General features: G+C 60.7%; 21 protein-coding genes and 1 tRNA gene. 11 read left to right on the forward strand and 11 right to left on the reverse strand.

The annotated features are described in order from the left end of the window. Positions 1-239: 239 nt before the first annotated feature. Together D8U60_RS12595 and D8U60_RS12600 are read left to right on the forward strand one after the other, a co-directional pair. The gene (locus D8U60_RS12595; protein WP_095181651.1) at positions 240-2,297 is read left to right on the forward strand and encodes a methyl-accepting chemotaxis protein; all 2,058 of its coding nucleotides are present in this window, start codon (positions 240-242) and stop codon (positions 2,295-2,297) included. 115 nt (positions 2,298-2,412) lie between these two features. Next, positions 2,413-2,489 (forward strand) — tRNA-Met (locus tag D8U60_RS12600). Between the two features lie 187 nt (positions 2,490-2,676). Here the strand turns inward: D8U60_RS12600 and D8U60_RS12605 are convergent. Next, entirely contained in the window at positions 2,677-3,015 is a 339-nt protein-coding gene (locus D8U60_RS12605) for a DNA-binding protein (RefSeq protein WP_122699513.1), read from the reverse strand. 4 nt (positions 3,016-3,019) lie between these two features. Further along, positions 3,020-3,334, reverse strand: coding sequence for a type II toxin-antitoxin system RelE/ParE family toxin (locus D8U60_RS12610; protein ID WP_122699512.1), 315 nt, complete (start codon positions 3,332-3,334; stop codon positions 3,020-3,022). Positions 3,335-3,907: 573 nt separating this feature from the next. Here D8U60_RS12610 and D8U60_RS12615 point away from each other — a divergent pair. Both D8U60_RS12615 and ggt read left to right on the forward strand, forming a co-directional pair. Next, entirely contained in the window at positions 3,908-4,249 is a 342-nt protein-coding gene (locus D8U60_RS12615; protein WP_130900222.1) for a hypothetical protein, read from the forward strand. A gap of 183 nt (positions 4,250-4,432) precedes the next feature. After that, a complete protein-coding gene (gene ggt, locus D8U60_RS12620) occupies positions 4,433-6,265 on the forward strand; it encodes a gamma-glutamyltransferase (protein ID WP_130900223.1) in 1,833 nt (610 codons plus the stop codon). A 53-nt stretch (positions 6,266-6,318) separates the two neighbouring features. Here ggt and D8U60_RS12625 read toward each other — a convergent pair whose 3' ends face one another. From D8U60_RS12625 to D8U60_RS12635, 3 genes are all read right to left on the reverse strand, one after another. Further along, positions 6,319-6,918, reverse strand: a complete 600-nt coding sequence (locus D8U60_RS12625; protein WP_130900224.1) for a flavin reductase family protein — start codon at positions 6,916-6,918, stop codon at positions 6,319-6,321. 216 nt (positions 6,919-7,134) lie between these two features. Beyond that, entirely contained in the window at positions 7,135-8,451 is a 1,317-nt protein-coding gene (locus D8U60_RS12630) for a PAS domain-containing methyl-accepting chemotaxis protein (protein ID WP_130900225.1), read from the reverse strand. Positions 8,452-8,565: 114 nt separating this feature from the next. Continuing rightward, the gene (locus D8U60_RS12635; protein WP_130900226.1) at positions 8,566-9,879 is read right to left on the reverse strand and encodes an MFS transporter; all 1,314 of its coding nucleotides are present in this window, start codon (positions 9,877-9,879) and stop codon (positions 8,566-8,568) included. 339 nt (positions 9,880-10,218) lie between these two features. Here D8U60_RS12635 and D8U60_RS12645 point away from each other — a divergent pair, with 339 nt between their 5' ends. From D8U60_RS12645 to D8U60_RS12655, 3 genes are all read left to right on the forward strand, one after another. Beyond that, positions 10,219-11,637: a TIGR00366 family protein gene (locus D8U60_RS12645; protein ID WP_016773194.1), complete on the forward strand. Its 1,419-nt coding sequence runs from the start codon at positions 10,219-10,221 to the stop codon at positions 11,635-11,637. Between the two features lie 157 nt (positions 11,638-11,794). Beyond that, positions 11,795-12,967, forward strand: a complete 1,173-nt coding sequence (locus D8U60_RS12650) for a hypothetical protein (protein ID WP_130900227.1) — start codon at positions 11,795-11,797, stop codon at positions 12,965-12,967. A gap of 172 nt (positions 12,968-13,139) precedes the next feature. Continuing rightward, a complete protein-coding gene (locus tag D8U60_RS12655; RefSeq protein WP_122699505.1) occupies positions 13,140-13,664 on the forward strand; it encodes a lysine methyltransferase in 525 nt (174 codons plus the stop codon). An 8-nt stretch (positions 13,665-13,672) separates the two neighbouring features. Here the strand turns inward: D8U60_RS12655 and can are convergent, their stop codons facing one another. Continuing rightward, positions 13,673-14,317 carry a carbonate dehydratase gene (gene can / locus D8U60_RS12660; protein WP_122611787.1) on the reverse strand — a complete coding sequence of 215 codons (645 nt, stop codon included), beginning with the start codon at positions 14,315-14,317 and terminating at the stop codon, positions 13,673-13,675. Positions 14,318-14,457: 140 nt separating this feature from the next. On the opposite strand from can, the gene D8U60_RS12665 reads away from it, so the two are divergent. Continuing rightward, entirely contained in the window at positions 14,458-14,862 is a 405-nt protein-coding gene (locus tag D8U60_RS12665) for a serine kinase/phosphatase (RefSeq protein ID WP_122611786.1), read from the forward strand. 120 nt (positions 14,863-14,982) lie between these two features. On the opposite strand, the gene rimI is transcribed toward D8U60_RS12665, so the two are convergent. Together rimI and D8U60_RS12675 are read right to left on the reverse strand one after the other, a co-directional pair. Further along, a complete protein-coding gene (gene rimI, locus D8U60_RS12670) occupies positions 14,983-15,435 on the reverse strand; it encodes a ribosomal protein S18-alanine N-acetyltransferase (RefSeq protein ID WP_039761243.1) in 453 nt (150 codons plus the stop codon). Continuing rightward, positions 15,428-16,174: an energy transducer TonB gene (locus D8U60_RS12675; protein WP_110646139.1), complete on the reverse strand. Its 747-nt coding sequence runs from the start codon at positions 16,172-16,174 to the stop codon at positions 15,428-15,430. The genes rimI and D8U60_RS12675 overlap by 8 nt, the downstream gene beginning before the upstream one ends. A gap of 242 nt (positions 16,175-16,416) precedes the next feature. On the opposite strand from D8U60_RS12675, the gene mksB reads away from it, so the two are divergent. From mksB to mksF, 3 genes are read left to right on the forward strand one after another with little or no spacing between them, the layout of a single operon-like run. Then, on the forward strand, positions 16,417-17,697 hold the full coding sequence (gene mksB / locus D8U60_RS12680; RefSeq protein WP_177435465.1) for an Mks condensin complex protein MksB: 1,281 nt from the start codon (positions 16,417-16,419) through the stop codon (positions 17,695-17,697). Further along, positions 17,687-18,388, forward strand: coding sequence for an Mks condensin complex protein MksE (gene mksE, locus D8U60_RS12685; RefSeq protein WP_016773189.1), 702 nt, complete (start codon positions 17,687-17,689; stop codon positions 18,386-18,388). The genes mksB and mksE overlap by 11 nt, the downstream gene beginning before the upstream one ends. Continuing rightward, positions 18,385-21,225, forward strand: coding sequence for an Mks condensin complex protein MksF (gene mksF / locus D8U60_RS12690; protein ID WP_041480021.1), 2,841 nt, complete (start codon positions 18,385-18,387; stop codon positions 21,223-21,225). Before mksE ends, mksF begins: the two co-directional genes overlap by 4 nt. 188 nt (positions 21,226-21,413) lie before the next feature. On the opposite strand, the gene D8U60_RS12695 is transcribed toward mksF, so the two are convergent. The 3 genes from D8U60_RS12695 to D8U60_RS12705 are packed head-to-tail and all read right to left on the reverse strand — an operon-like array spanning position 21,414 to position 24,979. After that, positions 21,414-23,717 carry an MlaD family protein gene (locus D8U60_RS12695; RefSeq protein ID WP_130900228.1) on the reverse strand — a complete coding sequence of 768 codons (2,304 nt, stop codon included), beginning with the start codon at positions 23,715-23,717 and terminating at the stop codon, positions 21,414-21,416. Beyond that, entirely contained in the window at positions 23,710-24,333 is a 624-nt protein-coding gene (locus tag D8U60_RS12700) for a paraquat-inducible protein A (RefSeq protein ID WP_071173597.1), read from the reverse strand. Before D8U60_RS12700 ends, D8U60_RS12695 begins: the two co-directional genes overlap by 8 nt. After that, a complete protein-coding gene (locus tag D8U60_RS12705) occupies positions 24,320-24,979 on the reverse strand; it encodes a paraquat-inducible protein A (protein WP_071173598.1) in 660 nt (219 codons plus the stop codon). The genes D8U60_RS12700 and D8U60_RS12705 overlap by 14 nt, the downstream gene beginning before the upstream one ends. Positions 24,980-25,114 lie beyond the last annotated feature (135 nt).

Here is a 25,114-nt window from a genome sequence, read left to right on the forward strand (position 1 = left end):
TACAGGGGATCGCTGGTGGCGAAGGTGATAGCGCAACGCCATGGTCTGAATCTTGCCTTGCTTCTGCCCTTGAACACGATCGCCTTACAAAGGCGCTCGACAATGGGAAGTTTCGCTACAGAGCCGGCCTACAGAGCGGGCATGAGTGAACTTTCGAGGCCTTTTAGAGGGCACAGGTCGCAGCCGAAAGGTTCGCGATGCACGCCAATGGTGCGTGGTGTCCAGAGGAGTCATGAGGCATGCAGGCTTTCCTTTCACCTGGGATCAAATTGCTGGGGCGGTTTGGCTTCGCAGGTAAATTCCAATTGTTGTTTCTGCTGTTCATTCTGCCGCTGGCCGGCAGCCTGTTGATGATCGGCCATGACTATCGCGAGAAGCTCAATCTGATCTCCGGCGAACGTGCCGGTGTGCGTCAATTGCTCGCGCTGGATGCACTGGACAACCTGCTCGCCGCGCAACGCGACCGCGCCGCCCGCTGGCGCGCCACCGAGACCAATCGTCAGCCGACACCGGCCACCCTCGCCGCCATGGCTGCCTTCGACGGCGTGCAACCGGCGGTGCTGCAAGCCACCACCGAGCTGGGCAATGCTCTGAACCAGCAAGGCGCCGACGGCGCAATCCTCGAACGCTTTCAGGCGCTGCAAACCGCACTCAATGGCCTTGATTCGAAAAGCCTCAGCAGTGTCGGCTGGTGGCCGGACGGTTATGACCGCTTCACCAATGCCCTGGGCGCGCTGCAAGCCTTGCGCGAGCAGATCGTCATGGACAATCGCCTGACCCTCGCGCCGTGGCTGGAAACCTACCTGCTGACGCAGATTTCCACGCAGCACGCGCCGGACCTGATCGAGCGGGTCGGGCGTCTCGCCGCGGTCGGCCAGGCTTCGGTGGTCTCCGGGCAGTTCACCCTGCAGAGCCGCTTGCAGTTGCGCGACCTGCGCAGCCGCATCGGGGACGCCCGCGAGCAACTGGTGAAAACCGCCGGCCTGCTGGAGGCGCGTCTGCCAGCTGAGCTGCAAGCCTGGGCCGGTCAGTATCACGACAGTCTGAAACACCTCGACAGCGGCCTGAAAGTTCTCGACGACGGTGTGTTTGGCGGCAGCATCAACCTCAAGCCAGAGGACTTCGAACGCAGCCTCGACGCGCTGCTCACCGACCTTGCTTCCCTGCGCCAGCAATCCCTGGTCGCGCTGGATCAGCGGCTCGATGCGTATTACAGCTCGGCGATCCGCCAGTTCATTGTTGTCGCCGCAATCTTCGGTTGCCTGCTGCTGGCCGCGTTGTACCTGTTCGTCTGCCTGCAAGCCTCGATCCGCCGCAGTGCCAGCGGCATCACCTTGCTCGCTGAGGCCTTGCGCGACGGCAACCTGAGCCTGCAAGTGCCGGTGGTGGGGCGCGATGAGCTGGCAGCGATCAGCACCGCGCTCAACGTCGCCGTGGTGCAATTACGCAGCAGCATGCTTGGCGTCGACCACGAGACCTCGCAGTTGAGCAACGCGGTACGCAGCCTCAACCAACACTCCAGCGGCGCCCTGAGCGAAGTCGAGGCGCAGCAGTTGCAGATCAGCCAGATCGCCGCTGCCGCCACGCAATTGGCCGCGACCTCGCAAGGCGTCGCGCAGAGTTGCGAACAGGCCTCGGGCAGCGCCCAGCAGACCCGGCGCATCGCCGCCGACAGCAGCCGCGACAGCCAGCGCACCACGGCCAGCATTCAGCAGCTCAATCAGCGCCTGAACGACACCGCCGCCGCGCTCGGCCGGGTCAGCGAGCAAGGCCAGCAGATTCAACTGGTCGTGGACACCATTCGCGGCGTCGCCGAGCAGACCAACCTGCTCGCGCTCAACGCCGCCATCGAGGCCGCCCGCGCCGGCGAACAGGGTCGCGGCTTTGCCGTGGTCGCCGACGAGGTGCGCAGCCTCTCGCAACGCACGCAATCGTCCACCGCGCAGATCGCCGGCACTGTCGACAGCCTGCGCGCCACGGTCAACGAAGCGGTGAGCCTGATGGAAGCCGCCTGTGGTCAGGCGCAATCGGATGCCGAAGCGGTCACCGGACTCGGCGAACGCCTGGGAGAAATCGCCAGCGCCGTACAGAGCGTCACCGACACCCTGGCGCAAATCGCCACGGCGGTTGAAGAACAGGCCAGCACCGCCGACGAAGTCAGCGGCAATATCCAGCAGGTCGACCAAGCGGCGGTGCGTTTGCTTGAAGGCGCACGCGCGGTGAACCTCGCGGCGGACACCTTGAGCCAGGGCAGCGAGGCCCTGAGCGCCAATACCGCCAGATTCCAACTGCGCTGACGCCCTCCCCGGCCCCGATTTTCGGGGCTGGAGGATAAGCGGTTGAAAACAGGAAGAAATATTTTCGATTTACGCTTGACGCTTTGCCATTTCAGGGGAATAATGCGCGCCACTTGGCTACATAGCTCAGTTGGTTAGAGCATAGCATTCATAATGCTGGGGTCCGGGGTTCAAGTCCCTGTGTAGCCACCAAGTACTAAAAACGGCTTACCGAAAGGTAGGCCGTTTTTTTATGCCTCGAGAAAAGTTGCGCTCTGCTTCACTCGCAACCTACCGCTTAATGTCAGCGGATCAATTCCACGTGCCCCATCAGGGAAATGCCGCAGGGAAAAAATCAGAAAGACCGACATCGAGCCGGGCTTCTTATTACCACGGTGGATCACGCTGCTGTGTGTTCCTGATCATCCTGACTGTGAGCGACCACCTTCGACAAACCGAGCCCCACAGCAGACAGCACCTTCAGTAGCGTAGAAAGGCCTGGGTTTCCATCTGCTGAAAATTGGCGGTAAAGATTGCCTCTATTGAGTCCGGTTGCGTTGGAGACAGCGGCAAAACCGCCTCTCGCTTCCACCACACGTCGCACCGCGGTGAGAAACACAGACTCACCGCCCTCTTCATCAATTTCTTCCAATGCTGCAACGAGATATTCGAGAGCGAAATTCTCGTCCGTGCGCAGCATTTCGAGAACACTGTCCTCGTGATTGCCTACGCTTTTCATTGAGCTACCTCTTCAGCGCCTTCCAGATTTCTTTTGATTGATCGATGTCGTGTTGCTGCCTTTGTTTTGTTCCACCGCCCAGCAAAAGTAAAACAAACGTGCCGCAAATGACGTAATACACCCGGTACCCGGGGCCATAATCGATACGCAACTCATAGACTGAATCGCCTACCGGTGCGTGATCACCGAAATTTCCCAGAGCGGCCCGATCCACTCTTGTGGTGATACGCGCTTTGGCTCTGGAATCTCGAAGCGAATCAAGCCAGCACTGGTACACATCGACACCATTGTCGGTGTGAACATGCTGCACCTCATACATGCAGTGTACCTTTAAAGGGACAAACTACCAGCTGATAACGTTGATCGAGCGGACGGGGTCGATGGGCGTCAACGGGCGCGCACCTCAAGTCTGGGTGATGCCGGGTGCGACTGAAATCAGAATAGAAAACCAACGGACTCATCCTTCTTTTGAAGCCTCTCCTGGGAACCGTACAGAAACCATCCTCAGGCAACGCCGCGTAGGCTGTCGACCTGAATAATCTGTAAGAGAAATCCGGCGTAATCAGCGATTCAAAGGAAAAGACTACAGGCGCGACCGACAATGGTTTTGCCTGAATCAGGCGCAAAACCGCTGGACTGAGATAGCCCTGTAGGAAGCAGGCTTTGCTCAGGTAAGAACTGGATTTTTCATCACTTCAAGCACCCGCCCCTCTCTCCCCGAATTGCCCTTCGACCGACAAGCTCCCCTGGCTCGATTCAGCGCCATGCAGGGAGTTGGCATGCGTCAATACAAATACCTTCTCGACGATGACTGGTTATTAAATCCGTATAGCGGTGGCAGGGCCTGGTTACTTTGCTTCCACCGAAAGCGCCGGAGCCGGTGTACATCGAGATGGACGAGTGGCCTGCGCCCGAGCCACGCGAAGACAGGGTATTTGCCAAGTCCTGCACGCCGGACAACTCGTGTCGCACGGACGCTGGCACTGCCGAGGAGCCAGCCAGCAACTTCGGCAAGATCATGGTCGCCGGCGCCATGCTCATGCCATCCGCCAGCACCGCGATCGCGACGGCAATAGGCGCCGACCTGGCTTTGGGGCGTCTGGCCGGCGGCGGGATTTTGCAACAGCGCCTGAACTGGGCCATCCGTGGCGCCGGCGGGCCGGCCAGCGTGTTTGTGCTGGGAATGCTGCCGAGCAAAATGGCCGACGGCACGCTTCACACGACTAAGAACTAAGAAAATAGCACCGCCTGAGCTACCGCTTTCGCGAGCAGGCTCGCTCCAACAAGGGCATCGTTTTCGGCCAATCGATTGGCGCGGCCTCTGATCGGAAGGGCTGTAATCCCCACGCGGTTTGCACCCCGTCCGCCCGCTCGATAAAGTCCCTCAAGACTTCTACCCCACGGACGGAGAGCCCGCGTGTTTCCAGCCCAGCCTTTGAAGCGCTTTCGCCTGCCAGCCCTGACACTGCTTGTCAGCGCTCTGACCCTCACCGCATGCAACGCCCCGCCCTCTTCCTCGTTGCCGCTGGCACCGGAAGCCGCTTCCGGTTACCGCACTGATCTGCAAACCCGTCACGCCAATAAGCACATGGCCGCTGCTGCCAATCCACTCGCGGCCGAAGCCGGGCGGGAGATGTTGCGTCAGGGTGGTTCGGCGATTGATGCGGCGATTGCGATGCAGGCGGTGTTGACGCTGGTTGAGCCGCAGTCTTCCGGGATCGGTGGCGGGGCGATGATTGTGTTGTGGGATGGCAAGCAGGTGCGCACCTATGACGGCCGCGAAACGGCCCCGGCCGGGGCCACCGAGGAGCTGTTCCTGAAGGCTGATGGTAAACCGATGGCCTTTACGCAAGCGCAGATCGGCGGCCGCTCGGTCGGTACGCCCGGAGTATTGCGGGCGCTGGAGCTGGCGCATCGACAACACGGTCGCTTGCCTTGGGCGAAGCTGTTTGAGCCAGCGATCAAACTGGCCGAGCAAGGCTTTGCGATTTCCCCGCGTCTGCATTCGCTGCTGACTGCCGATCCACTGATACGCCAGTCGCCAGACATGGCTGCGTACTTCCTGAATGACGATGGCAGCGTCAAAGCTGTCGGCACACGCCTGCAGAACCCGAAGTTGGCCGCCGTGTTCAAACGTATCGCCAGCGAAGGTGCCGATGCGCTGTACAAAGGTCCGATCGCCGAAGAGATCGTCTCCAGGGTTCAACAGCACACCAACCCCGGCAGCCTGTCGCTGAACGATTTGCAGCGTTATCAGGCCAAGGAGCGCGCGCCGCTGTGTACCGACTACAAGCGTTGGCAGGTCTGCGGCATGCCGCCACCGTCGTCAGGCGGGATCGCCGTGGCGCAGATTCTCGGCACGTTGCAGGCGCTGGAGACTAGCGATCCACGCCTGTCGCTGACCCCGCTCAAACCAGTGAACAGCAACAGGCCGGCCGGCATCGAACCGGCGCCGCAAGCGGTGCATCTGATCGCCGAGGCTGAACGTCTGGCCTATGCCGATCGTGCGCAATATGTGGCCGACACCGACTTTGTCCCGGTGCCGGTCAAAGGGTTGCTCGATCCTGCCTACCTGGCCAGCCGCGCCAGCCTGATCGGCGAGCGCAGCATGGGCAGCGCCAAACCGGGCACACCGCCGGGCGTACAGGTTGCCTACGCACCGGACCGCTCGCCGTTGCGCATCTCGACCTCGCAAGTGGTCGCGGTGGATGATCTCGGCGGCGCCGTGTCGATGACCACCACCATCGAAGCCGCGTTCGGCTCGCACCTGATGGTTCAAGGTTTTCTGCTGAACAACCAGATGACCGACTTCTCGTTCATCCCCGAAGAGAACGGGCAGAAAGTCGCGAACCGCGTCGAACCGGGCAAACGCCCACGCTCGTCGATGGCGCCGACGCTGATCTTTGATCGCAACACTGGTGAATTTGTCGCCACGGTCGGCTCACCCGGCGGCTCGCAGATCATCGAATACGTGGCGAAAACCACCATAGGCCTGCTCGACTGGAACCTCGATGCACAAAGTGCGATCAACCTGCCCAACTTCGGCAGCCGCAATGGCCCCACCGAACTGGAACAGGGACAGTTCAGCCCAGCGCTGATTCAGGCACTCAAGGACAAGGGCCACACGCTCAGCGAAATCGACATGACCAGCGGCACCCAGGCGATCGTGCGGGTGAAGAACGCGCAGGGCAAAGCGACATTGACGGGGGGTGCCGACCCTCGGCGTGAGGGAGAGGCGTTGGGGGGTTGAAACACCGCATTGAAAAAGGCCTGCCGAGCAGCAGGCCTTCTCCCGGGAGCAAATCAGACCGCCAACGTCTTGCCATCCACCCCATCCCCAATCTTCAGGAAATGCCCGCCCGCAACGTGGTGCAACGTACGCAAACCATCGTGCCCTTCGAAATGCCAGCGCCCGTCGCTGAACACACGCTCATCGGCTTGGGCGGCGATGACTTCGGCAAGGAACAGGTCGTATTGCTCGTGATTGCGCGGCTCCGGCAGCAGGCGGCATTCGAGCCAGGCGACACAGCCCTCAAGCAGCGGCGCTTCAATCTGTTCGCCAGCGAAGGTGTGTAGGCCGTACGCCTGAAACTTGTCGTGACCTTGGTTGCGGGTGATTTCCAGGCCGGAGGTGTTGCCGACGGTTTGCACGATATCGGCCTGATTGACGCAAGGCACGTTCAGCACAAAGGTGCCGGAGGCTTCAAGCAACTGGCGGGTCCAGGTGGATTTGTCGAGGACGACGGCGACTTTCGGCGGTTCGAAATCCAGCGGCATCGCCCAGGCGGCGGCCATGATGTTGCGCTGGCCGTCGTGAGCGGCGCTGACCAGCACGGTCGGCCCGTGGTTGAGCAGGCGATAGGCTTTGTTCAGAGGCACCGGACGGCGGTGGGAGACGCTCATGGGATCTGCTCCGGGGGAAAAGGAGCCGATTGTAGCGCTGTCACTGGAGAATCACAGAACCTGTGGGAGCGAGCAGATGCGGCGCTGCCCCTCTGTGATCGTTCCCACGCTCTGCGCGGGAATGCATCCTGTGACGCTCTGCGTCACGCCAGCGAAGGAACGCGGAGCGTCCCGGGCGGCATTCCCACGCAGAGCGTGGGAACGATCAGTGCGGTGTCAGTGAGAGAGCTGATTGGCAAACTGCCCCACTGCATCCACCACTTTCTGCGCACCGTCCTGAATCTCGACGATCACCGTGCCCGCCTCCGCCGCCAGCGCCAGGCCCTGTTCAGCCTGAAGCTTGCCGTCGGTCATCAGGGCTACGGCGTTGCGCGCCATTTCCTGGTTTTGCCGTACCACGCCGACGATTTCGTCCGTCGCCTGGCTGGTGCGGGAGGCCAGTTGCCGGACCTCGTCCGCGACCACGGCAAAACCACGGCCCTGCTCGCCGGCCCGGGCGGCTTCGATCGCGGCGTTGAGCGCCAGCAGGTTGGTCTGTTCGGCAATGCCGCTGATGGTTTTGACGATGGTGCCGATCACCAGCGACTGCTCGTTGAGCGCCTCGATACCTTCGCCAGCGGCTTGCATGTGCCGCGACAAATCACGCATCACGTTCACCGCTTCGGTGACAACCGTGGTGCCCCGTTGCGCGGTGCTGTCGGTTTGTTGCGAGGTGCTGTAAGCGATGCTGGCCGCGTCGGCAACCGCCTGCTCGCGGTTGACCTGATCGGTAATCACCGTGGCGAACTTCACCACCTTGTACAGTTTGTCGTTGGCATCAACCACCGGGTTGTAGGACGCTTCCAGCCACACCGTACGACCATGGCTGTCGATACGCTTGAAGCGGCCTGCGACGAATTCGCCGCTGTTCAAGCGCCGCCAGAAGTTCTGGTACTCGGCGCTGTTGTACTCATCCGGGGCGCAGAACGTGCGGTGATGTTTGCCTTTGATCTGCGCCAGGCTGTAACCCATGCCGTTGAGGAAGCGATCATTGGCGCTGAGCACATTGCCGTTGAGATCGAACTCGATCACGGCGGTAGAGCGCACCAGCGCGCCGATCAGGTTCTCATGCTCGCGGGAGGCTTCGATGGTGCGGGTCAGGTCGCTGGCGTAGAAGGAAATGTGTCTGATCCGGCCATCGGACGAGCGTACCGGTTGCACGATGGAACGCAGCCACGCCTCGTCGCCATTGCCGCGCAACAGGCGCACGGCGCCGGCAAAATGCTCGCCACGGCTCATCGAGTTCTTGAAGCGCTGATGGAATTCGTCGGATTTGACGTGGGCCGGGACGATGTCTTCGATTGCCCGGCCGATCAGGTCCTGGCTCTTGTAGAACATTTCATCGAGAAAATTCTGGTTGACCGAACGAATCCGCCCGTCGGGCTCAAGGGTCAGCGCGAGCATTTCGCTTTCCAGGCTTTCCTTCACTTGTACAAGGCTGGAGAGTTCTTCGCGCAGAGCAGCCAGCTCTTGTTTCAAGCGTTTATTGAACATGGGAAAGCACCGATGGCAGGGTAGTTAGCGGATACAACCTAGCCATCGGCCTTGCACAGCTTTTCTTAAGCCAGCTCCAGACCCGTCAGTCGAAAATAATCCGGCGCTTGCGGTTCAGGCAGCGCCGGCAGCCTGACACGGTCCGGTACGTGGCATGCGCGCACCGAAATACGCCGCTGTCACAATCCCCACAGCGCCCATCACGGCACAAAAGATCACGCAGATCCATGGGCTCCACGGCATCAGACCAATCAGCAACAGCGGCGTGATACTTGCCCAGGCGGCGTAGGCAATGTTGTAGGTGAAGGAAATGCCCGACACGCGAATCCGCGCCGGAAAAAGCCCGACCATCACCGAAGGCACCGCACCCACTACCCCACAAGCGAGGCCGGCGACCGCATAGGCCATGCCGATCCAATGCCCGCCCATGATCAGACAGCCATACAGCACGCCAATGCCCAATGGCAGCAACAGGCTGTAGAGCATGACCGTGCGCCAGGCGCCGATGCGGTCGACCAGCAGTCCGGCGATCACGCAGCCGATATTCAGAAAAACGATGCCCAAGGCACTGAGGCCGAAGGTGTGGCTGGCGGTCATGCCGAAGGTTTTCTGCATCATCGTCGGGGTGATGACCACGAACACCACCACCGCCGAGGTCAGCACACAGGTGAGCAACATGGCCGGCAGCATGGCCAGACGATGTTCACGCAGCACCGTGCGCAGCGGCAGCTCGACCCGCGCCTCGCGCTGCGCTTCCATGGCCATGAACACCGGGGTTTCGCTGAGCCAGCGGCGCAGATAAACGCCCACCACGCCGAACACGCCGCCGAGCAGAAACGGATAGCGCCAGGCGTAATCGAGAATTTCGGCAGGCGTGAAAACCTGCGCGAGGAAGGTCGCGGTAAGTGCGCCGATCAAGTAACCGAAGGTCAGGCCGGCTTGCAGGAAACCGAGGGCGTAACCGCGATGGCCGGTCGGGGCATGCTCGGCGACGAACACCCAGGCACTCGGCACTTCACCACCCACCGCCGCGCCTTGCAGAATGCGCAGCGCCAACAACAATAACGGGGCGAAATAGCCGATCTGTGCGTAGGTCGGCATGATCCCGATCAGCAGGCACGGCAGCGCCATCATCAGGATGCTCAGGCTGAACACCTTTTTGCGGCCCAGACGGTCGGCGAAATGCGCCATCAGAATCCCGCCCAGCGGCCGCGCCAGATAACCGGTGACGAAGATGCCGAAACTCTGCAGCAAACGCAGCCACTCGGGCATTTCCGGGGGGAAGAACAGCTGACTCAGGGTCAGTGCGAAGAACACGAAGATGATGAAATCGTAGATTTCCAGCGCCCCGCCAAGCGCCGCAAGGCCGAGGGTTTTGTAGTCGGAGCGGCTGAACGGCGCCGGTCGGGCTGGAGAATTGGCAGTCATGACAAAGAACTCAGGCATCGGCAAAAACCAAGGCGCTCATGGTCTACGCAAAAGCGCGGATCGACAACCCGTCAGACCATAGTCTCGGTTTGCGAAAACCTGCTCAACAAAAGGGCGGCGCTTGATTTACTGTTAGCGCCTGTCTGCTGGGCCACAGCTTACACAGCACCATCAATCCCCGTGGGAGCGAGCTTGCTCGCGAAGAGGCCGGTACATTCAACATCACTGTTGACTGACCTGACGCCTTCGCGAGCAAGCTCGCTCCCACAAGGGACGGTGACAATGCTGAGATTGTGGCCAGAGACCAAAAATAACCATAAAAAATCCGAGGTACTTCCCGTGGCCGTTGATATCGAAGATAGCCGCTCCGCGCGCTTTGCCCTGCGCTGTTCCAGTTTTGCCGAACGCTGGTTTCCCGACTCCTGGGTGTTCGCCGCGTTGGCCGTGATCATCGTTGCGCTGGCCACTCTGGCCATGGGCGCCAAACCCACCGCTGCAGCGATGGCCTTCGGCGACGGCTTCTGGAGCCTGATCCCGTTCACCATGCAGATGGCCTTCGTGGTGATCGGCGGCTACGTCGTCGCCAGCTCTCCGCCCGCAGTCAAACTGATCGACAAACTGGCACGCATCCCGAAAAACGGCCGCTCCGCCGTGGCCTGGGTGGCGTTGATCTCGATGGTCGCATCGCTGCTCAATTGGGGTCTGTCGCTGGTATTCGGCGGGCTGCTGGTACGCGCCCTCGCCCGCCGCACCGACCTGAAAATGGATTACCGCGCCGCCGGAGCTGCGGCATATCTGGGACTTGGCGCGGTGTGGGCGCTGGGCTTGTCATCGTCAGCCGCACAGTTGCAGGCCAACCCGGGCAGCCTGCCGCCGTCGATCCTGTCGATCACTGGCGTGATCCCGTTCACCGAAACCATTTTCCTCTGGCAGTCCGGGGTCATGCTGCTGGCGCTGATCGTGATCTCGATCATCATCGCCTACGCCACCGCGCCCGGACCGAACTCGGCACGCGACGCCAAGGCCTGCGGCATAGACCCGGCGTTCAACCTGCCGCCGCTGCAACCGCGCACTCGCCCCGGTGAATGGCTGGAACACAGCCCGTTGCTGATCATTGTGCTGGTGCTTCTGGCGGCGGGATGGCTGTTCCACGAGTTCTCGACCAAACCCGCGATCACTGCAATTTCCGGCCTGAACACCTATAACTTCCTGTTCATCATGCTCGGCGCGCTGTTGCACTGGCGCCCGCGCAGCTTCCTCGATGCGGTGGCCCGTGCGGTGCCGACCACCACTGGCGTGTTGATCCAGTTTCCGTTGTACGGCTCGATCGCCGCACTGATGACTACGGTCAAAGGCGCCGATGCGCAAACCCTCGCACATCACATCTCGACCTTCTTCGTCAGCATCGCCTCCCACGACACCTATGCGCTGCTGATGGGCGTCTATTCGGCGATTCTCGGTTTCTTCATCCCGTCCGGCGGCGGCAAATGGATCATCGAAGCGCCCTACGTGATGCAAGTCGCCAATGACCTGCAATACCACCTCGGCTGGGCAGTGCAGATCTACAACGCCGCCGAAGCCTTGCCGAACCTGATCAACCCGTTCTATATGCTGCCGCTGCTGGGCGTGCTCGGGTTGAAGGCGCGGGATCTGATCGGCTTCTCGTTCGTGCAACTGCTGGTGCACACGCCACTGGTGCTGCTGCTGTTGTGGGCGCTGGGGACGACATTGGCGTATACGCCGCCGGTGATGCCGTAGCAAAAACGAGCCAGGCCTGTGGGAGCGAGCGCTCGCTTGCACAGGTCTGGCGTGGAAATCATGAAATCCACACTCAACCGCTTTTCTGTCAAACACCGCTGATCCACTATGAAGCGCCCCCAAATCGAGGGGAACCCACGCTGAAAAGGATCTGAGCATGTTCAAACTCGCAGGACTTACCCTCGTTGCACTGACGCTAAGCGCCGCCGCTCACGCCGATGTCGACGTGAAACTGGGCAGCACCGAGCGCGTCACCCGGCTCTTCGCCTACCCCAACAATTGCAGCGTGATCTGCTTTCGCAACTGGACGCTGGAGCAGACCGTTGCTCACTACCTGAGCCAGAGCGTCCAGCGCGACGGTTACGTCGATGCCAAGGTGCTGGTGAAGACCGACAACGATCAGCTCTACGCCGAGATCACCGGTGTGCCGGACGGCTATGACAAGCCGTTGTCAGCGTTGCTCGACGCCGGTGATCTGGCTTATGCCGGCGCCAGCAAGCTCAATGCCGATGGCAAATGGGCCTATAGCTGGTATCTGTTCCTCCCGTTGGGCATGGCCCTGGAGAATCGCAAGAGCGTCGAGTTGCTGCACTTCCCGCCTGACTACTCGCTGACCCAGGCGCAGGACTATCTGCGCTCGAACACCACCGATCGCTGGGCGACGTTGCTGACCGATAACGGCATCCCCGCCGGGCAGACGCCGGCCTATCAGACCATCATCGACATCGCGCCGATCGCCGCGCCGTCCAATGCCGGCGGGGATCTGGAGGACGTCTACGACTACTTCAAGGATTACCAGACCACGCTGGTCAAGCAGTTCAGTAAGACCGCCAGCGGCACGACGTTGCCGATGGTTGCGTTCGGGGCGCCGGTGCGCAACTGGATCAAGGAACAGTATGGGCCGACGGTTGGCGTATTGGGTCTGGCGAGCATCAGTCCGAGCGAAGGGGTGAATGTGCCGGTGCTCGGCTCGAATCATCCGAGCTATATCTGGTACGCGGCCGATCCGAAGAGCTATACCGCCGACGATGCCCAGGCCAAGGCTGACGCGGCGGGCCTGAAAGTCATGGGCCAGGATTTGAGCGCGGCTTGCTGGCAGGCCGGGATGGGCAGCAAGCCGGGCAGCGATGCGCAGGCCACGCTGAACAGTTGCACGCAAACATGGCAAGTGACGCAAAAGGTCAAAACCTGCGAGTTGTTCTACACCTCGATCCGCAACCTCAGCGCCGAACAAGCCGCCGCCAAGTGCGCCACGCCACCAGTCAAGACGCAACTGCAACAGCTAAAAGCGCCCTTGCCTGCGGCCGCCGTGCCCGCACCCGCTCTGTAATCGCTGCCGGAGCCCCGTGTCAGCCAATGCTGACGCGGGCCAACGGTGATCGCGCCTGTCAGGTTTGACAGTAGACCGGTACCTTCAATTGCGCGACGCTTGGATCCAATCATGCTTCGCCTGGCGAGGCATGGGCACAATCCGGAGGCAACACTCAACAACAAGGATCGTTATGAACAATCAAGCCATGGGCCGGCACCTGCCGCGCGACACAGAAGGCATCTATCCGTTCGCCGGACTTCCGGTGCGGCTGGGTTTTCCATCCTGCGACGACTTCCAGATCATCCACAACGAACGAGGCGTCGCCACGGCAGTGGTCGCGCGCCGTGAGTTTCTGCGCATCAGCCGAATGTGCCGGGTTTCCGGGCAATTGCTGCCCTATCGCTGTCGACAGACCCGTCAGCTGCAAACCGGCATCCACGTTTACGATCCGCGCTTTTGCGGGGTGCTGGAACACGCCTGCGACCCGAATGTATTTCTCGACATGAGTGAGTTGTGGCTGTGGGCCTTGAAAGATATCCATAGCGGCGAACATCTGAGCATCGATTACGCATCGACCGAAGACAAACTGCTACGCCAGTTCGCCTGCGATTGCGGTTCGTCGCGTTGCCGTGGGTGGATCACCGGTTACGATGAACCACCCACGCCTGAAGGCCAGCGCTTTTTACAGCGCTGGCGTCACGCGGGGCGAGGTTGAAGTGCCGGTTATGGCGCGCCGATCGGGCGCAAACGATATTGCGGCGGCAACTGTTCGAAACCACTGATGGTGGTATTGAGACTTTTCCAGCGGCCGTCCTTGATGCCGTAGATGCAGCCGTGGATCGACAGCGGCTGCCCGCGATGCCAAGCGTTCTGGATGATGCTGGTGTGCGCGACGTTGGCCACTTGCTGGATCACGTTGAGTTCGCACATGCGATCGACCTGCTCTTCTTCGGTCGCCAGCTTGGCCAGCTCTTCGCGCTTTTCGTAGTACAGATCGCGGATCGAGCGGAGCCAGCCGTCGATCAGGCCGAACTGGCGATCCTGCATCGACGCACGCACACCGCCGCAGCCGTAGTGGCCGGTGACGAGGATGTGTTTGACCTTGAGCACATCCACCGCGTACTGGATCACGGACAGGCAGTTGAGGTCGGTGTGCAGCACGACGTTGGCGACGTTGCGGTGCACGAACAGATCGCCCGGCAGCATGCCGACGATTTCATTGGCCGGTACGCGTGCGTCGGAGCAGCCGATCCATAGATATTCCGGAGTTTGTTGGCGCGCCAGTTTGGCGAAGAAATCCGGGTCTTCCTTGGTGATCGCGTCAGCCCAACGCTCGTTGTTATCAATCAGGTCTTGTAGATCGTGCATGGATAAGGCCTCAAGAAAGATGCGCAGGTTTGATAGACGCCCCCCCGTCGAAGTCACGCCGCCAGCGCAAAGTGTTTTCGTTGGAATTCTCGCGCGCCCGGTGAGTCCACTCAGTAAGGCCCACACTATGAGGAATTGCCATGACTGATTCACGACGCCCTTATGATGCGGTGCAACCGGAACCCATCGATGATAACGAAGACCGCATGGGCTCGGTGCACGAGCTGGATTTCGACGATGAAGAGCCCAGCGCGAAGATCGGCGATGAGCTGCCCGAGCGTGAACGTGAACAATTGATGCCGGCTGAGCGAGTGCGTGAGGCGGGTATGACCGGGGCCTCGGTGGACGATCACCAGCCGACTGACGATGACCTGAGCCCGGAAACGTTGATTCGCGAGGATGGTGCGCGCGATGCCGAGGAAGTCGGCGAGGGTAATCAGGCGGATTGGGATCTGAGCGTGGTCGATGAAAATGACATCGGCGGCGGTGACGGGCTGGATGAAGCAGAACTGGCGGACCTGGATCCGCTGGATGGCAAGCGCTGATCCGCTGACTTGAAATTTGCCCCCTGTAGGAGCTGCCGAAGGCTGCGATCTTTTGATTTTGCTTTGGGTCTTACAAAAACAGGATCAAAAGATCGCAGCCTTCGGCAGCTCCTACAGGGCTTAATCCACCAGGGTACAGGCCATCACCACCGCATCCTCACGCCCACCCACCGCCGGATAATAATCGCGACGCCGGCCAATCTCGTTGAAGCCATACCGCTCATACAACTTGAACGCAGCCGTGTTGCTGTCGCGCACTTCAAGAAAACACTCCCGAGCCTCAGCCGCATACGCTCGCGACATCAGATGCTCAAGCAATGTCAGCCCCAACCCGCGCCCCTGATTTTCCGGCTTGACGGTGATATTGAGCAGGTGCGCCTCATCAAGAATGATCTGCACCACACCGTGGCCCACCTGCTGCTGCCCTTCGAACATCAGCCAGATCTGGTATTTGCCCAGGCCATCGAGAAAAATCCCCCGGGTCCACGGATGGCTGTACGCGGCGTATTCGATCTTCAACACAGCGTCCAGGTCCGCCTCGGTCATCGGGCGAAAGGTTACAGCCTCACTCATCGGATTGTTTCCAGCGCGCCATCAGCCGACGCATGGCTTGCCACACAGCGGCCTTGCGCTGTGGCTCTTCCATTAACAGTTCCAGACCGGGAATCGCCCAGGCCAGGCCCAGACCTTCGATCTGCAATTCACTATTGAAAGCTTCGGCGTCCGCTTCCCCGGCAAATTTCACCGCCGGCAGGCCGATCAGCCACAGACAGGCGCAAGGAGCCGCTTCCATCTGCACCGACAGGAAACCCTGCACGAAGTCGCGCGCCGCTTCCGGGCCTTGATCCAGCGTGCCGCGATTGAGCCACGGCCAGCGCACAGGTTCGCCGACGATTTGCGGCGCATCCGGCAGACCGGCGGCACGCAGCATGTCCTTGAGCAGCAGGTAGGCCGGATCGCGACTTTGAAACGCTTCGCCTGTGGGTAACTCGACCAGCAGCAGGCAGCGCCCGGCGCGCAGCAGTTGCAGGGCGAACCGCGGCGGCGGCACTGGCGCAGGCTTGACCACCACCGGCGTGTCGTCGACTTCCTCCACCGGTTTGGCGCCGTTGCGAGTGCTGGCCAGCGACGGACGCGGCACCTCGATTTTCGGCCGCTCGACCTGACGCGCGGCAGGCTGCGCCGGTGCTTCTGCCAGAGGCGCCGGAACAACCGGTACCTCAAGCTCAGGCTCGGGCATCTCCAACAGCTCGGGCCGCGACGGTGCGGCGAAAGGCAGTTCGGTGCGCGGCAGCCAGTTGACCACCTGCATGGCGTTCAAATAGGCGCGGCGGCGGGACTCGATAAGCAAAGGTCGGCCACTTGTGGATAACGGAAAGTGCGCTGATTCTACCGCCCTTCGCACAAGATCGCTCGCTGTTGATCGATACCCCGCGCTGCGCTGCGCCGCTGCCCTTTGGGCAAAGAATGCGACAGCCCGTCCCGAGAGTGAATCGCCGCGCCTGTGATGCAGTACAATCGCCGCTTTTAATCGCCAACCAGCCGGCCATTCCGATGATCGAACCCAAGCGCGTCTTGCGCGCCCTCGCTGAACACTGGGCACTTCTGGAGCCACTGTGCGAGCACTTCGACCAAGGCACCCTGAGCCTCAACGAACTGCGCACGCAACTGGCCGCCCAACAACTCGACAGCACGCCGCAGGACATCACCAGCCTGCTCGACGTGTGGATTCGCCTCGATATTCTGGTTCCGGTGGCGAAAAGCCCGAACCGTTTCGAGCTCAACGCGCAGATCCACGACTTCCTCGCCTACCTGCGCCGCGAACACCGCCTCGGTCTGTGCCTGGAAATCGAAGCCTATTTGCGTCACCTGGAGCGTCTGGCCGGTTACATCCAGGACGCTTTCGACGTTCGTGACGGCAACGATCTGGCGCGCCAGCTGCGCTTGCTCGACATGCGCGTGCGCGACGTACTGAAGAAACTCGACAACGATGAACAGGCCCTGGTGGCAGTCGCCGAACGGGCGAAGACCAGCGACCGGCAGATTCCGCTGCGTCAGCGTTACGCCGAAGTCCTGGCGACGTGGGACGAATACGTCGAGCCGATGATCGATCTGGTCAACGCCGACGGTGCCTTCGAGCAAGGCGTGCGCAAGGTCGAAACGGTGCTGCTGAAGATGCTCAGCGAACAGCAGCGTCTCGGCCATCTGGTCGATGACGACATGCTCCTGCGCACCCACGCGCGCATCCTCGAAATGCAGACCAGCGCGCAACTGACCCTGCGCCATGCCCGCGAACTGCTGCTGCCGTTGCGTGAAGAAGCGCGTCGGCATAACGCCGTGACCCGTGGCGCCGCACTGGCGCTGGCGGCGATCCGGCGTAAAGGCATCGACGCCGTGCCGCAAGCCGCAATGCCGCTGTTCACCCGTCCGCAAAGCACCTTCCTGGGCAGCGCCAGTCAGGTCGAAGCCTACGTTTATGCGCTGGCGCGTTTCGAGCCGAAACCGGCGCGCTTCCCCAAGGCGCACAAAACCCAGAAGGCGGGCGACGCTCCACGTGCACCGCGCACCGTGCGCGAGATGGTCGATCGTTGCGAAGAATCGTTGCCGATGCCGGACCTGATGACCTGGCTGCTGGAGCAGGAACCGGACGGCGCCACCGACGAGTTGCTTTACTGGTTCTCGCGCCTGTCGCGGGAAAAACGCTTCAAGCGCGAGCGTCTGGAACGCCGCGAATACCACACTCACGAGCACCAGGTCAGCCTGCGCTCCTTCGCCCTGCTCTCGGCCAGCGACCCCGCCGCCGAGGATTCTGCGAGCATCCCAAATGCATCTTGATCTTTCCGAACTGTCGCAACTGGCGCCGATCTTCCGCGAGTTGTTCAAGGGTTACCACGTCAGCCGCCGTGATCCCGAGCTGTACGCACAACTGTCGAATTTCCAGGACCAGTACCGCACGCTGTTCAAGGCGTTGGGCTTTGAACTGGTCTGCGACACCCGTGGTTTCTATTACTTCGTGCCGGACATGGCCGCAGCAGCGGTGAACAAGACCGCCCAGCGTCTGGCGCTGTTCACCTTCATCCTCGTCGAGCACCTGGCCGATCAGGGCCGCGACCCGATCGCCGTGCTCGACGGCGGCAGCCTCGGCCGCGAAGAACTTCCGTCGCTGCTGGATAAATACCGCGATCTGTTCATTCAGGCCGAAGTGCAGACCGTCGAAGAGCTCGAAGAAAAAATCATGCGCCGCATGACTCAGCTCGGTTTCGCCGGCGAAGAAAACGGTGTCTACCGCTTCCTGCCGCCGATGCACCGTTTCCTCGACGTGTGCCTGTCGGTACAGCAGGACCGCGACCTGGCAGCCAGCGTCCACAGCGTTCTGCCGCTGCCGGCGCCGGTGCTGATCGACGAAGAAGCCGAAGCGAAATTCCTCGAAACCGACGATCCGCTCGATCTTTCCGAATTTGAAGAAGAAAGCGAAGAAGACGCACTGGCCCGCGCCATTGCCGAAGAACAGGAGTCCGATGCATGAGCCAGGAACGCTACGGCATCCGCCGCTTTGCCCTTTTGAACACCGCCGGTTACAGCCTCGGTCTGTTCCCGCTGGAAGAACCGTTGTCGGTTTACGGCGCGAACAACCTCGGTAAATCAGCGTCGATCAACGCCTTGCAGTTTCCGATTCTGGCGCGCATGTCGGACATGAGTTTCGGCAAGTACAGCCTGGAACAATCGCGGCGCTTCTACTTCGCCTCCGACACCAGTTACATCCTCGTCGAAGTCAACCTGCCCCATGGCCCCCACGTAATCGGCGTGGTCGGTCGCGGCCCGGGCGGCGGTTTCGGCCACCAGTTCTTCGCCTACGCCGGCAAGCTCGATCTGGCGCATTACCAAAAAAACGACACTTGCCTGCGCCAGAAAGAACTGTTCAGCAATCTCGAAAAAGAAGGCCTGAAAGCCTACGAACTCAAGCCGGATGAACTGCGCCGCCTGCTGGTTGGCGGCCACACTTCGATCCCGCTCGACTTGACGCTGATCCCGCTGCGCTCCACCAGCGAGCAGAGCCTGAAGACCTTCCGTGCGCTGTTCATCAACCTGCTGCACATGCGCGAAATCACCGCGGCCAAGCTCAAGCAACTGTTCCTCGATGCTTTCGAGCACAGCCTGCGTTCCGGCAGCGTCGACTACATCGCCGCGTGCGAAGAAGCTTTCCGCGATGTGCGGCGCATGGAGCAGGACTACAACTCGCTGGTCGCCGCTGGCCCATTGGTTGAAGCGCTGGCCAACGGCGTGAAACAGCGCGATGTGCTGCGCGGCAAACTGCATCGCCTGTCGCCGCTGCTCGATTCCTTGCTCGGCACCTGGTCGGATTACGCCACGGCGCGCAAGGAAGAGCTGACCATCCAGGCCGAGCACTACCGTCGCGAGCAGGACGATCTGCAAAACGATCAGCGCGGCGGCACCCAGGAACTGATGCGTCTGGAGCGGGAAATTTCCGGCATTCAGCGCTGGCTCGGTGAGCTGTCGGTGCTGAAGAACCGCTTCGCCCTGGTCGATGACGTCAAAGTGCTCGAGCAACAATTGCTCGCCGCCAAGGATGCTCACGATGAACTGGCCGGTGCCCTGGCGCAGTCGCGTCAGTTCAGCGCCGAAGATCTCGAAGAGCGTCTGCGCGATCTGGAAAAACGCCTGAAGTCGGTGAAGCAACAACTCGATCACGCCGACAACAACAGCTACGCCCGCCTGCGCGAAGAGTTCTCGCAACAGGACGTCGAACGCCTGATGCGCCTGTTCAACAGCGCGCTGTTCAGCCTGCCGCTGGGCGAACACGGCATCACCCTCGACGAGAACGGTGAGTGGGTCAAATCCGTGGAGCTGATTCTTGACGGCTTCAAGGGCGAGCGCTTCGAAGTGCCGGGCCTGTCGATCGACATCTCGCACATTGAGCCGCCGGCCTTGCAGGCTCTGGCTGACCGCGCCGCGTTGCGCGATCAGAAGGAGCGTCTGGAAAAAGAGCTCAAGCAACTGAAAACCCAGCAAGCCGTGGCCGCCGACCGCGCCGCGAGCAAGACCCAGACCGAGGCGCTCTATCAGCAGGTGCTGGACGCGCAGAAGGCGCTGGAAGATTTCCGTCGCACCCAGACGCTGAGCGCCGAAGAAAGCGACAAGCTCGAGCAACTGGCGCAGATGGAAGCCGCGCAGGACGAACTCAAGCGCTCCAGCGATGCGTTCACCGAGCGCGTCCAGCAACTGTCGGCCAAGCTGCAACTGGTCGGCCGCCAGATCGCCGACATGGAAGCCAAGCAGCGCACCCTCGACGACGCGCTGCGCCGTCGTCAGTTGCTGCCAGCGGACCTGCCGTTCGGTACGCCGTTCATGGATCCGGTCGATGATTCGATGGACAACCTGCTGCCGCTGCTCAACGACTATCAGGACAGCTGGCAGGGTCTGCTGCGCGCCGATGGGCAGATCGAGGCGCTGTACGCGCAGGTGCGTTTGAAAGGTGTGGCCAAGTTCGACAGCGAAGACGACATGGAGCGGCGTCTGTCGCTGCTGATCAACGCTTACGCACACCGTACCGATGAAGCCCTGACCCTCGGCAAGGCGCGGCGCGCGGCGGTCACCGACATCGCCCGCACTCTGCGCAACATCCGCAGCGACTACGACAGCCTCGAGCACCAACTGGCGCTGTTCAACCGCGAGATCAACAAGCGTCAGGTTTCCAACCTGCAGAGCTTCCGCATCGTCCTCGCGCCGAACAAGGAAGCGCTCAAGCACATCGACCAGATCATCCACAGCGCCGGCCAATACGAAGAAGGCGAAACCCTGTCGGTGTTCGACCTCAGCCAGAGCGCCGAGCAGGACAACAAGAACGAAGAGGCCAAGGAATACCTCGCGCGGCTGGTGGCAGCGAACCACAACCAGCTCGGCCTCAAGGACTTGTTTGAACTGGCCTTCGAGATCACCAAGGTCAACGGCCAACCGGTGATCCACACCGATATCGACGGCGCGGCCTCCAACGGTACGACCATGACCATCAAGGCGCTGACCAACATGTACTTGTTGCTGCACTTGATGGATCGCGATCTGGCCGGCCGCGTGCGTTTGCCGTACTACCTCGACGAGGCGGCGGACATCGACGAGAAGAACCAGGCGGCGCTGCTGGAAACCAGTCTGCAACTGGGCTTCGTGCCGATTCTGGCGAGTGTGAAGCCGCAAGTCTGCGCCAGTGTCGCGATCGACCTGGAAGGCGGCAGCGGCCCGGCCGGGATCTACATCGATGAGGCGGACTGGAAGTACATTCGCCGCCATGATGTGGTCAAGGCCACGCTGAATGTGCAGGCCGATGAGCCGGAGCTGGATGCGGTTTGATCGGCTTTAGCTGAAGGCAAAAAGGGCCGCGATCTGATGGGATCGCGGCCCTTTTTTATCGCCTGGGATTTGGGTTGAATCAGAGGGCCTCTTCGCGAGCAAGCTCGCTCCCACATAGAAAGGCATACAAAATGTGGGAGCGAGCTTGCTCGCGAAGGCGTCTTGATAGACTCCCCATAAACTTCAGGTTACTTACCGAGCTGAATCTTCGGCGCCCAGGTCAGCCATTCATCCTCGAACTTGTCGAACAACGGGAACGTCTGCTCGGCCCGCGCCGGGTTGCCCATGCGTTCACCGTCCGGGGTGGCGAAGGCAATCCCGCCCTGAATCAGTGTCTCCAGCGACTCGGTGCGCACCGTCACGCCTTTGAACAAGCCGTAATCGAAGCCCACGCCGCTGGTGTTCCAGAAGCGGGTGCCGCTGCGCACCAGTGGCGCGTACTTCGGCTCGATCAGGATGTGCACCAACACACGGTCAGCGGTCTGGCCCAATTCATAACCGGTCACCTTTCCGACGGTGATTTCACGATAGGTCACTGGCACGCCGGGCTTCAGCGAACCACGACGTGCGGCGCTCAACACCAGACTCAGACCCGCTTCCTGCCTGGTGACTTCCGGCGCCTCGGCCAAGGCAACGAAGTTCTTCTGCGGGCCGAGACTCTTCGCCGCCGGCTGGACTTCGATGTATTTACCGGTGACCAGCGTTTCCAGATTCTGCGTCTTGATCAGGCCCAGTTCCGGCTTGACCACCCAGAATTGACTGCCGACCCGAGCAATCTTCTCCGGCACTTCAGTGATGCGAGCGGTGAGGATTACCGACTGCATGTCATCGGTAAGATCGACGCTTTCAATCTTGCCGACATCCAGCCCCTTGAAACGCACCGGCGTACCGCTGCTCAAGCCGTCAGCGCGATCAACCTTGATCGTCACTACCGCGCCTTTCTTGTTCGCCTCATCATGGTCGGCGAACAGACGGAAGCGCGGGATGCGTTTCTTCAACGGCGCATTGGCTTGCGGCGTTTCGAACGCGATACCGCCGGCCATCAGGGTTTGCAGGGATTCACTCTTGACCTGAATGCCCCCGGTCAAGCCACCGGTGAGGGTAATGCCGCTGACGTTCCAGAAGCGCGTCGAGGCGTTGACCAGGTTTTCGTATTCCTTCTCGATGTGCACGCCGATAACCAGCTGCTTCTTGGTTCGGGAGAACTGGTAGCTCTGCACCGAACCGACCTTGACCTGCTTGTACAGAATCGGACTGCCGACATCGATCGAACCCAGCGAATCGGTAAACAACACCAGATGCAGGCCCGGCGAACGCAGATCCAGCGGCGGAGCTTTCGGTCGCGCTTCGAACTCGCGTTTCGGCGCGGCGCCTTTATCGCCCGGGCGCACGGCGATGTAATTACCTTTCACCAGCGCTTCCAGCCCGGTAATACCCGCCAGGGATATCGACGGTTTGACCACCCAGAACTGCGTGCCCTCAACCAGATAGTCTTCAGCCAATGGATCAAGGGTCAGTTCGGCGGTGGCGCTGTTCAGGTCCGGATCGACCTTCAACGCTTTCAGGTTGCCGACCTGAATGCCTTTGTACATCACCGGCGTTCGACCGGCTTGCAGGCCCTCGAAATCGCTGAGTTTGACCTTCACGCGAATGCCGGCAGCGGCAGCGTCGAAGTCTTCATAGAGACGGAATGGCAGGCTCGGATCGGTCGCTGGGCTGTCCTTGCGATTCTCCGGCGTGGCGAAGGCGATACCACCGGCGACGATGCTGGCCAGGGATTCGCTGCGCACTTTCACGCCGGACAGGTTAGCGTCGATGCTGATGCCGCTGGCGTTCCAGAAACGTGTGTGTTTGCGCACCAGTTTCGCGTAGGTCGGCTCGATGAACACCTTCAGTTCAACGGTGCTCTGATCCTCGGAAAGCACGTAGCTTTTGACCTGACCGACCTTGATCTGCTTGTAGAACACCGGGCTGCCGCGATTCAGCGAGCCGAGGCGATCGGCCTTGATGGTCAGGTGCAGACCGGGCTTGGCGTCGGACAGCGGCGGTTCCTCGGCGAGTGCCTTGAACTTGCGCACGGGCTCGCCTTCACCGGGACTGATCGCAACATAGTTACCCGAGACCAGCGTTTCCAGACCAGTGATACCGGCCAGGGTCACGCTCGGTTTGACCAGCCAGAACCGCGTGCTGGTCTTCAGGTATTGCTCGACGTCCTTGTTCATTTCGATAGTGGCGATCACTCCTTTGGAGTTGCCTTCATCGTCGAGCTTGAGCGTCTTGACCTTGCCGACCGGCATGCCTTTATAGACCACTTCGGTCTTGTTGGCCTGGATGCCTTCGCCGCTTTCGAAGCGCACCTGAATTTCGATACCGGTCTCGGAATAAGCACGCCAGCCGAGCCAGCCGCCGATGATCAAAGCGATCAGAGGCAGCACCCAAATGGCCGACCAGTTCGAAGCCGGTCGGGTTTTCGCTACAGGCAAATCAGTCATGGTCGTCGTCCGACTCCGTGTTATCCCAAATCAGTCGGGGATCGAAAGTTACTGCGGCGAGCATCGTCAGAATCACCACAGAGGCAAAGGCGACGGCGCCCAAATTGGCTTCGACACTGGCTATACGGCCGAAGTTAACGACCGCCACGAGAATGGCGATCACGAAAATATCGAGCATCGACCAGCGGCCGATGAATTCGATGAATCGGTACATCCAGATGCGCTGACGGGCCGACAATGGCTGCCGGCGCTGCACTGAAAACAGCAACAACGCGATGCCGACCAGCTTGAACGTGGGCACCAGAATGCTGGCGATGAACACCACGCTCGCGATTGGAATCATGCCGTGCTGCACCAGTTCAATCACGCCGGACATGATGGTGCTCGGTTCACCCTGGCCCAGGGAGCTGACCGTCATGATTGGCAAGACGTTGGCCGGAATATAGATAATGGCTGCCGTGATCAACAGCGCCCAGGTACGGGTCAGGCTGTTGGGGCGGCGAGCGTGAACCTGCGCGCCGCAGCGGGTACAGCTTTGCTCATCGACGTCAGCTTCCTGCTTGTTCAGTTCGTGGCATTCGGTGCACACCAGAATGCCCGCATCAATCGCCCGCATGGGCATCCTCTCCTGATAATGCCTGCCAGATCTGATGCGGTGACATCACCACCTCCAGCCAGACTTGTACCAACAACAAGCCAATGAAACATGCCAGCCCTAGGCCGACGGTGATTGCTGCCATATCCGCCAGCTTCACGATCGCGACGAGGACGCCCATAAGGTAGACCTCGAGCATGCCCCAGTCTCTGAGGTGGTGGTAAATACGATAGAGCAACAAGCCATAACTACGGCCGACATTGAAGCGGATCGTCAGTAGGACAAACAGCTGGCACAACAACTTGAGTAACGGTATGGCCATGCTGCAAAGGAAGACGACAATCGACACTCCTTGCATGTCGGTATTGAACAGACCGACCACGCCACTCCAGACCGTATCCTGCGAAGATTGCCCGAGGATATTGAGTTGCATGATGGGTAAAAAGTTTGCCGGTACGTAAAGTAATAACGCGGCAATCACCAGGGCGAGGCTGCGCTGCACCACGTTATGGCGATGGGCGTACAACTCATAACCACAACGCGGGCAGAGCGCTTTCTCACCATGGGCAAGTGTCGGCTTGCGCATTAGCAGGTCGCACTCGTGGCAGGCTATCAAGTCTTCCAGCGGTAAATCTGACAGCCCGGGGGCGTCAACCGATTCTGACATACAGGCTCTGGCTCCGATAAAGATGGGGCTATTCTAGTGTTCTGTTTCGAAAATAACTGTGCAATTTTGTTCGCCGTAGCGCTGAAAACTTTCTCGCAGGCAAAACAAAACCCCAACTGCTTTCGCAATTGGGGT

The sequence above is a fragment of the Pseudomonas sp. Sample_11 genome (assembly GCF_004307505.1).
GTDB lineage: Bacteria > Pseudomonadota > Gammaproteobacteria > Pseudomonadales > Pseudomonadaceae > Aquipseudomonas > Aquipseudomonas atacamensis.

Coding starts and splice junctions, on each gene's coding strand:
- D8U60_RS12595 (WP_095181651.1), top strand. CDS start 240: ATGCAGGCTTTCCTTTCACCTGGGATCAAATTGCTGGGGCGGTTTGGC.
- D8U60_RS12605 (WP_122699513.1), bottom strand. CDS start 3,015: ATGAAAAGCGTAGGCAATCACGAGGACAGTGTTCTCGAAATGCTGCGC.
- D8U60_RS12610 (WP_122699512.1), bottom strand. CDS start 3,334: ATGTATGAGGTGCAGCATGTTCACACCGACAATGGTGTCGATGTGTAC.
- D8U60_RS12615 (WP_130900222.1), top strand. CDS start 3,908: ATGGACGAGTGGCCTGCGCCCGAGCCACGCGAAGACAGGGTATTTGCC.
- D8U60_RS12625 (WP_130900224.1), bottom strand. CDS start 6,918: ATGAGCGTCTCCCACCGCCGTCCGGTGCCTCTGAACAAAGCCTATCGC.
- D8U60_RS12630 (WP_130900225.1), bottom strand. CDS start 8,451: ATGTTCAATAAACGCTTGAAACAAGAGCTGGCTGCTCTGCGCGAAGAA.
- D8U60_RS12635 (WP_130900226.1), bottom strand. CDS start 9,879: ATGACTGCCAATTCTCCAGCCCGACCGGCGCCGTTCAGCCGCTCCGAC.
- D8U60_RS12650 (WP_130900227.1), top strand. CDS start 11,795: ATGTTCAAACTCGCAGGACTTACCCTCGTTGCACTGACGCTAAGCGCC.
- D8U60_RS12655 (WP_122699505.1), top strand. CDS start 13,140: ATGAACAATCAAGCCATGGGCCGGCACCTGCCGCGCGACACAGAAGGC.
- can (WP_122611787.1), bottom strand. CDS start 14,317: ATGCACGATCTACAAGACCTGATTGATAACAACGAGCGTTGGGCTGAC.
- D8U60_RS12665 (WP_122611786.1), top strand. CDS start 14,458: ATGACTGATTCACGACGCCCTTATGATGCGGTGCAACCGGAACCCATC.
- rimI (WP_039761243.1), bottom strand. CDS start 15,435: ATGAGTGAGGCTGTAACCTTTCGCCCGATGACCGAGGCGGACCTGGAC.
- D8U60_RS12675 (WP_110646139.1), bottom strand. CDS start 16,174: ATGCAGGTGGTCAACTGGCTGCCGCGCACCGAACTGCCTTTCGCCGCA.
- mksB (WP_177435465.1), top strand. CDS start 16,417: ATGATCGAACCCAAGCGCGTCTTGCGCGCCCTCGCTGAACACTGGGCA.
- mksE (WP_016773189.1), top strand. CDS start 17,687: ATGCATCTTGATCTTTCCGAACTGTCGCAACTGGCGCCGATCTTCCGC.
- mksF (WP_041480021.1), top strand. CDS start 18,385: ATGAGCCAGGAACGCTACGGCATCCGCCGCTTTGCCCTTTTGAACACC.
- D8U60_RS12695 (WP_130900228.1), bottom strand. CDS start 23,717: ATGACTGATTTGCCTGTAGCGAAAACCCGACCGGCTTCGAACTGGTCG.
- D8U60_RS12700 (WP_071173597.1), bottom strand. CDS start 24,333: ATGCGGGCGATTGATGCGGGCATTCTGGTGTGCACCGAATGCCACGAA.
- D8U60_RS12705 (WP_071173598.1), bottom strand. CDS start 24,979: ATGTCAGAATCGGTTGACGCCCCCGGGCTGTCAGATTTACCGCTGGAA.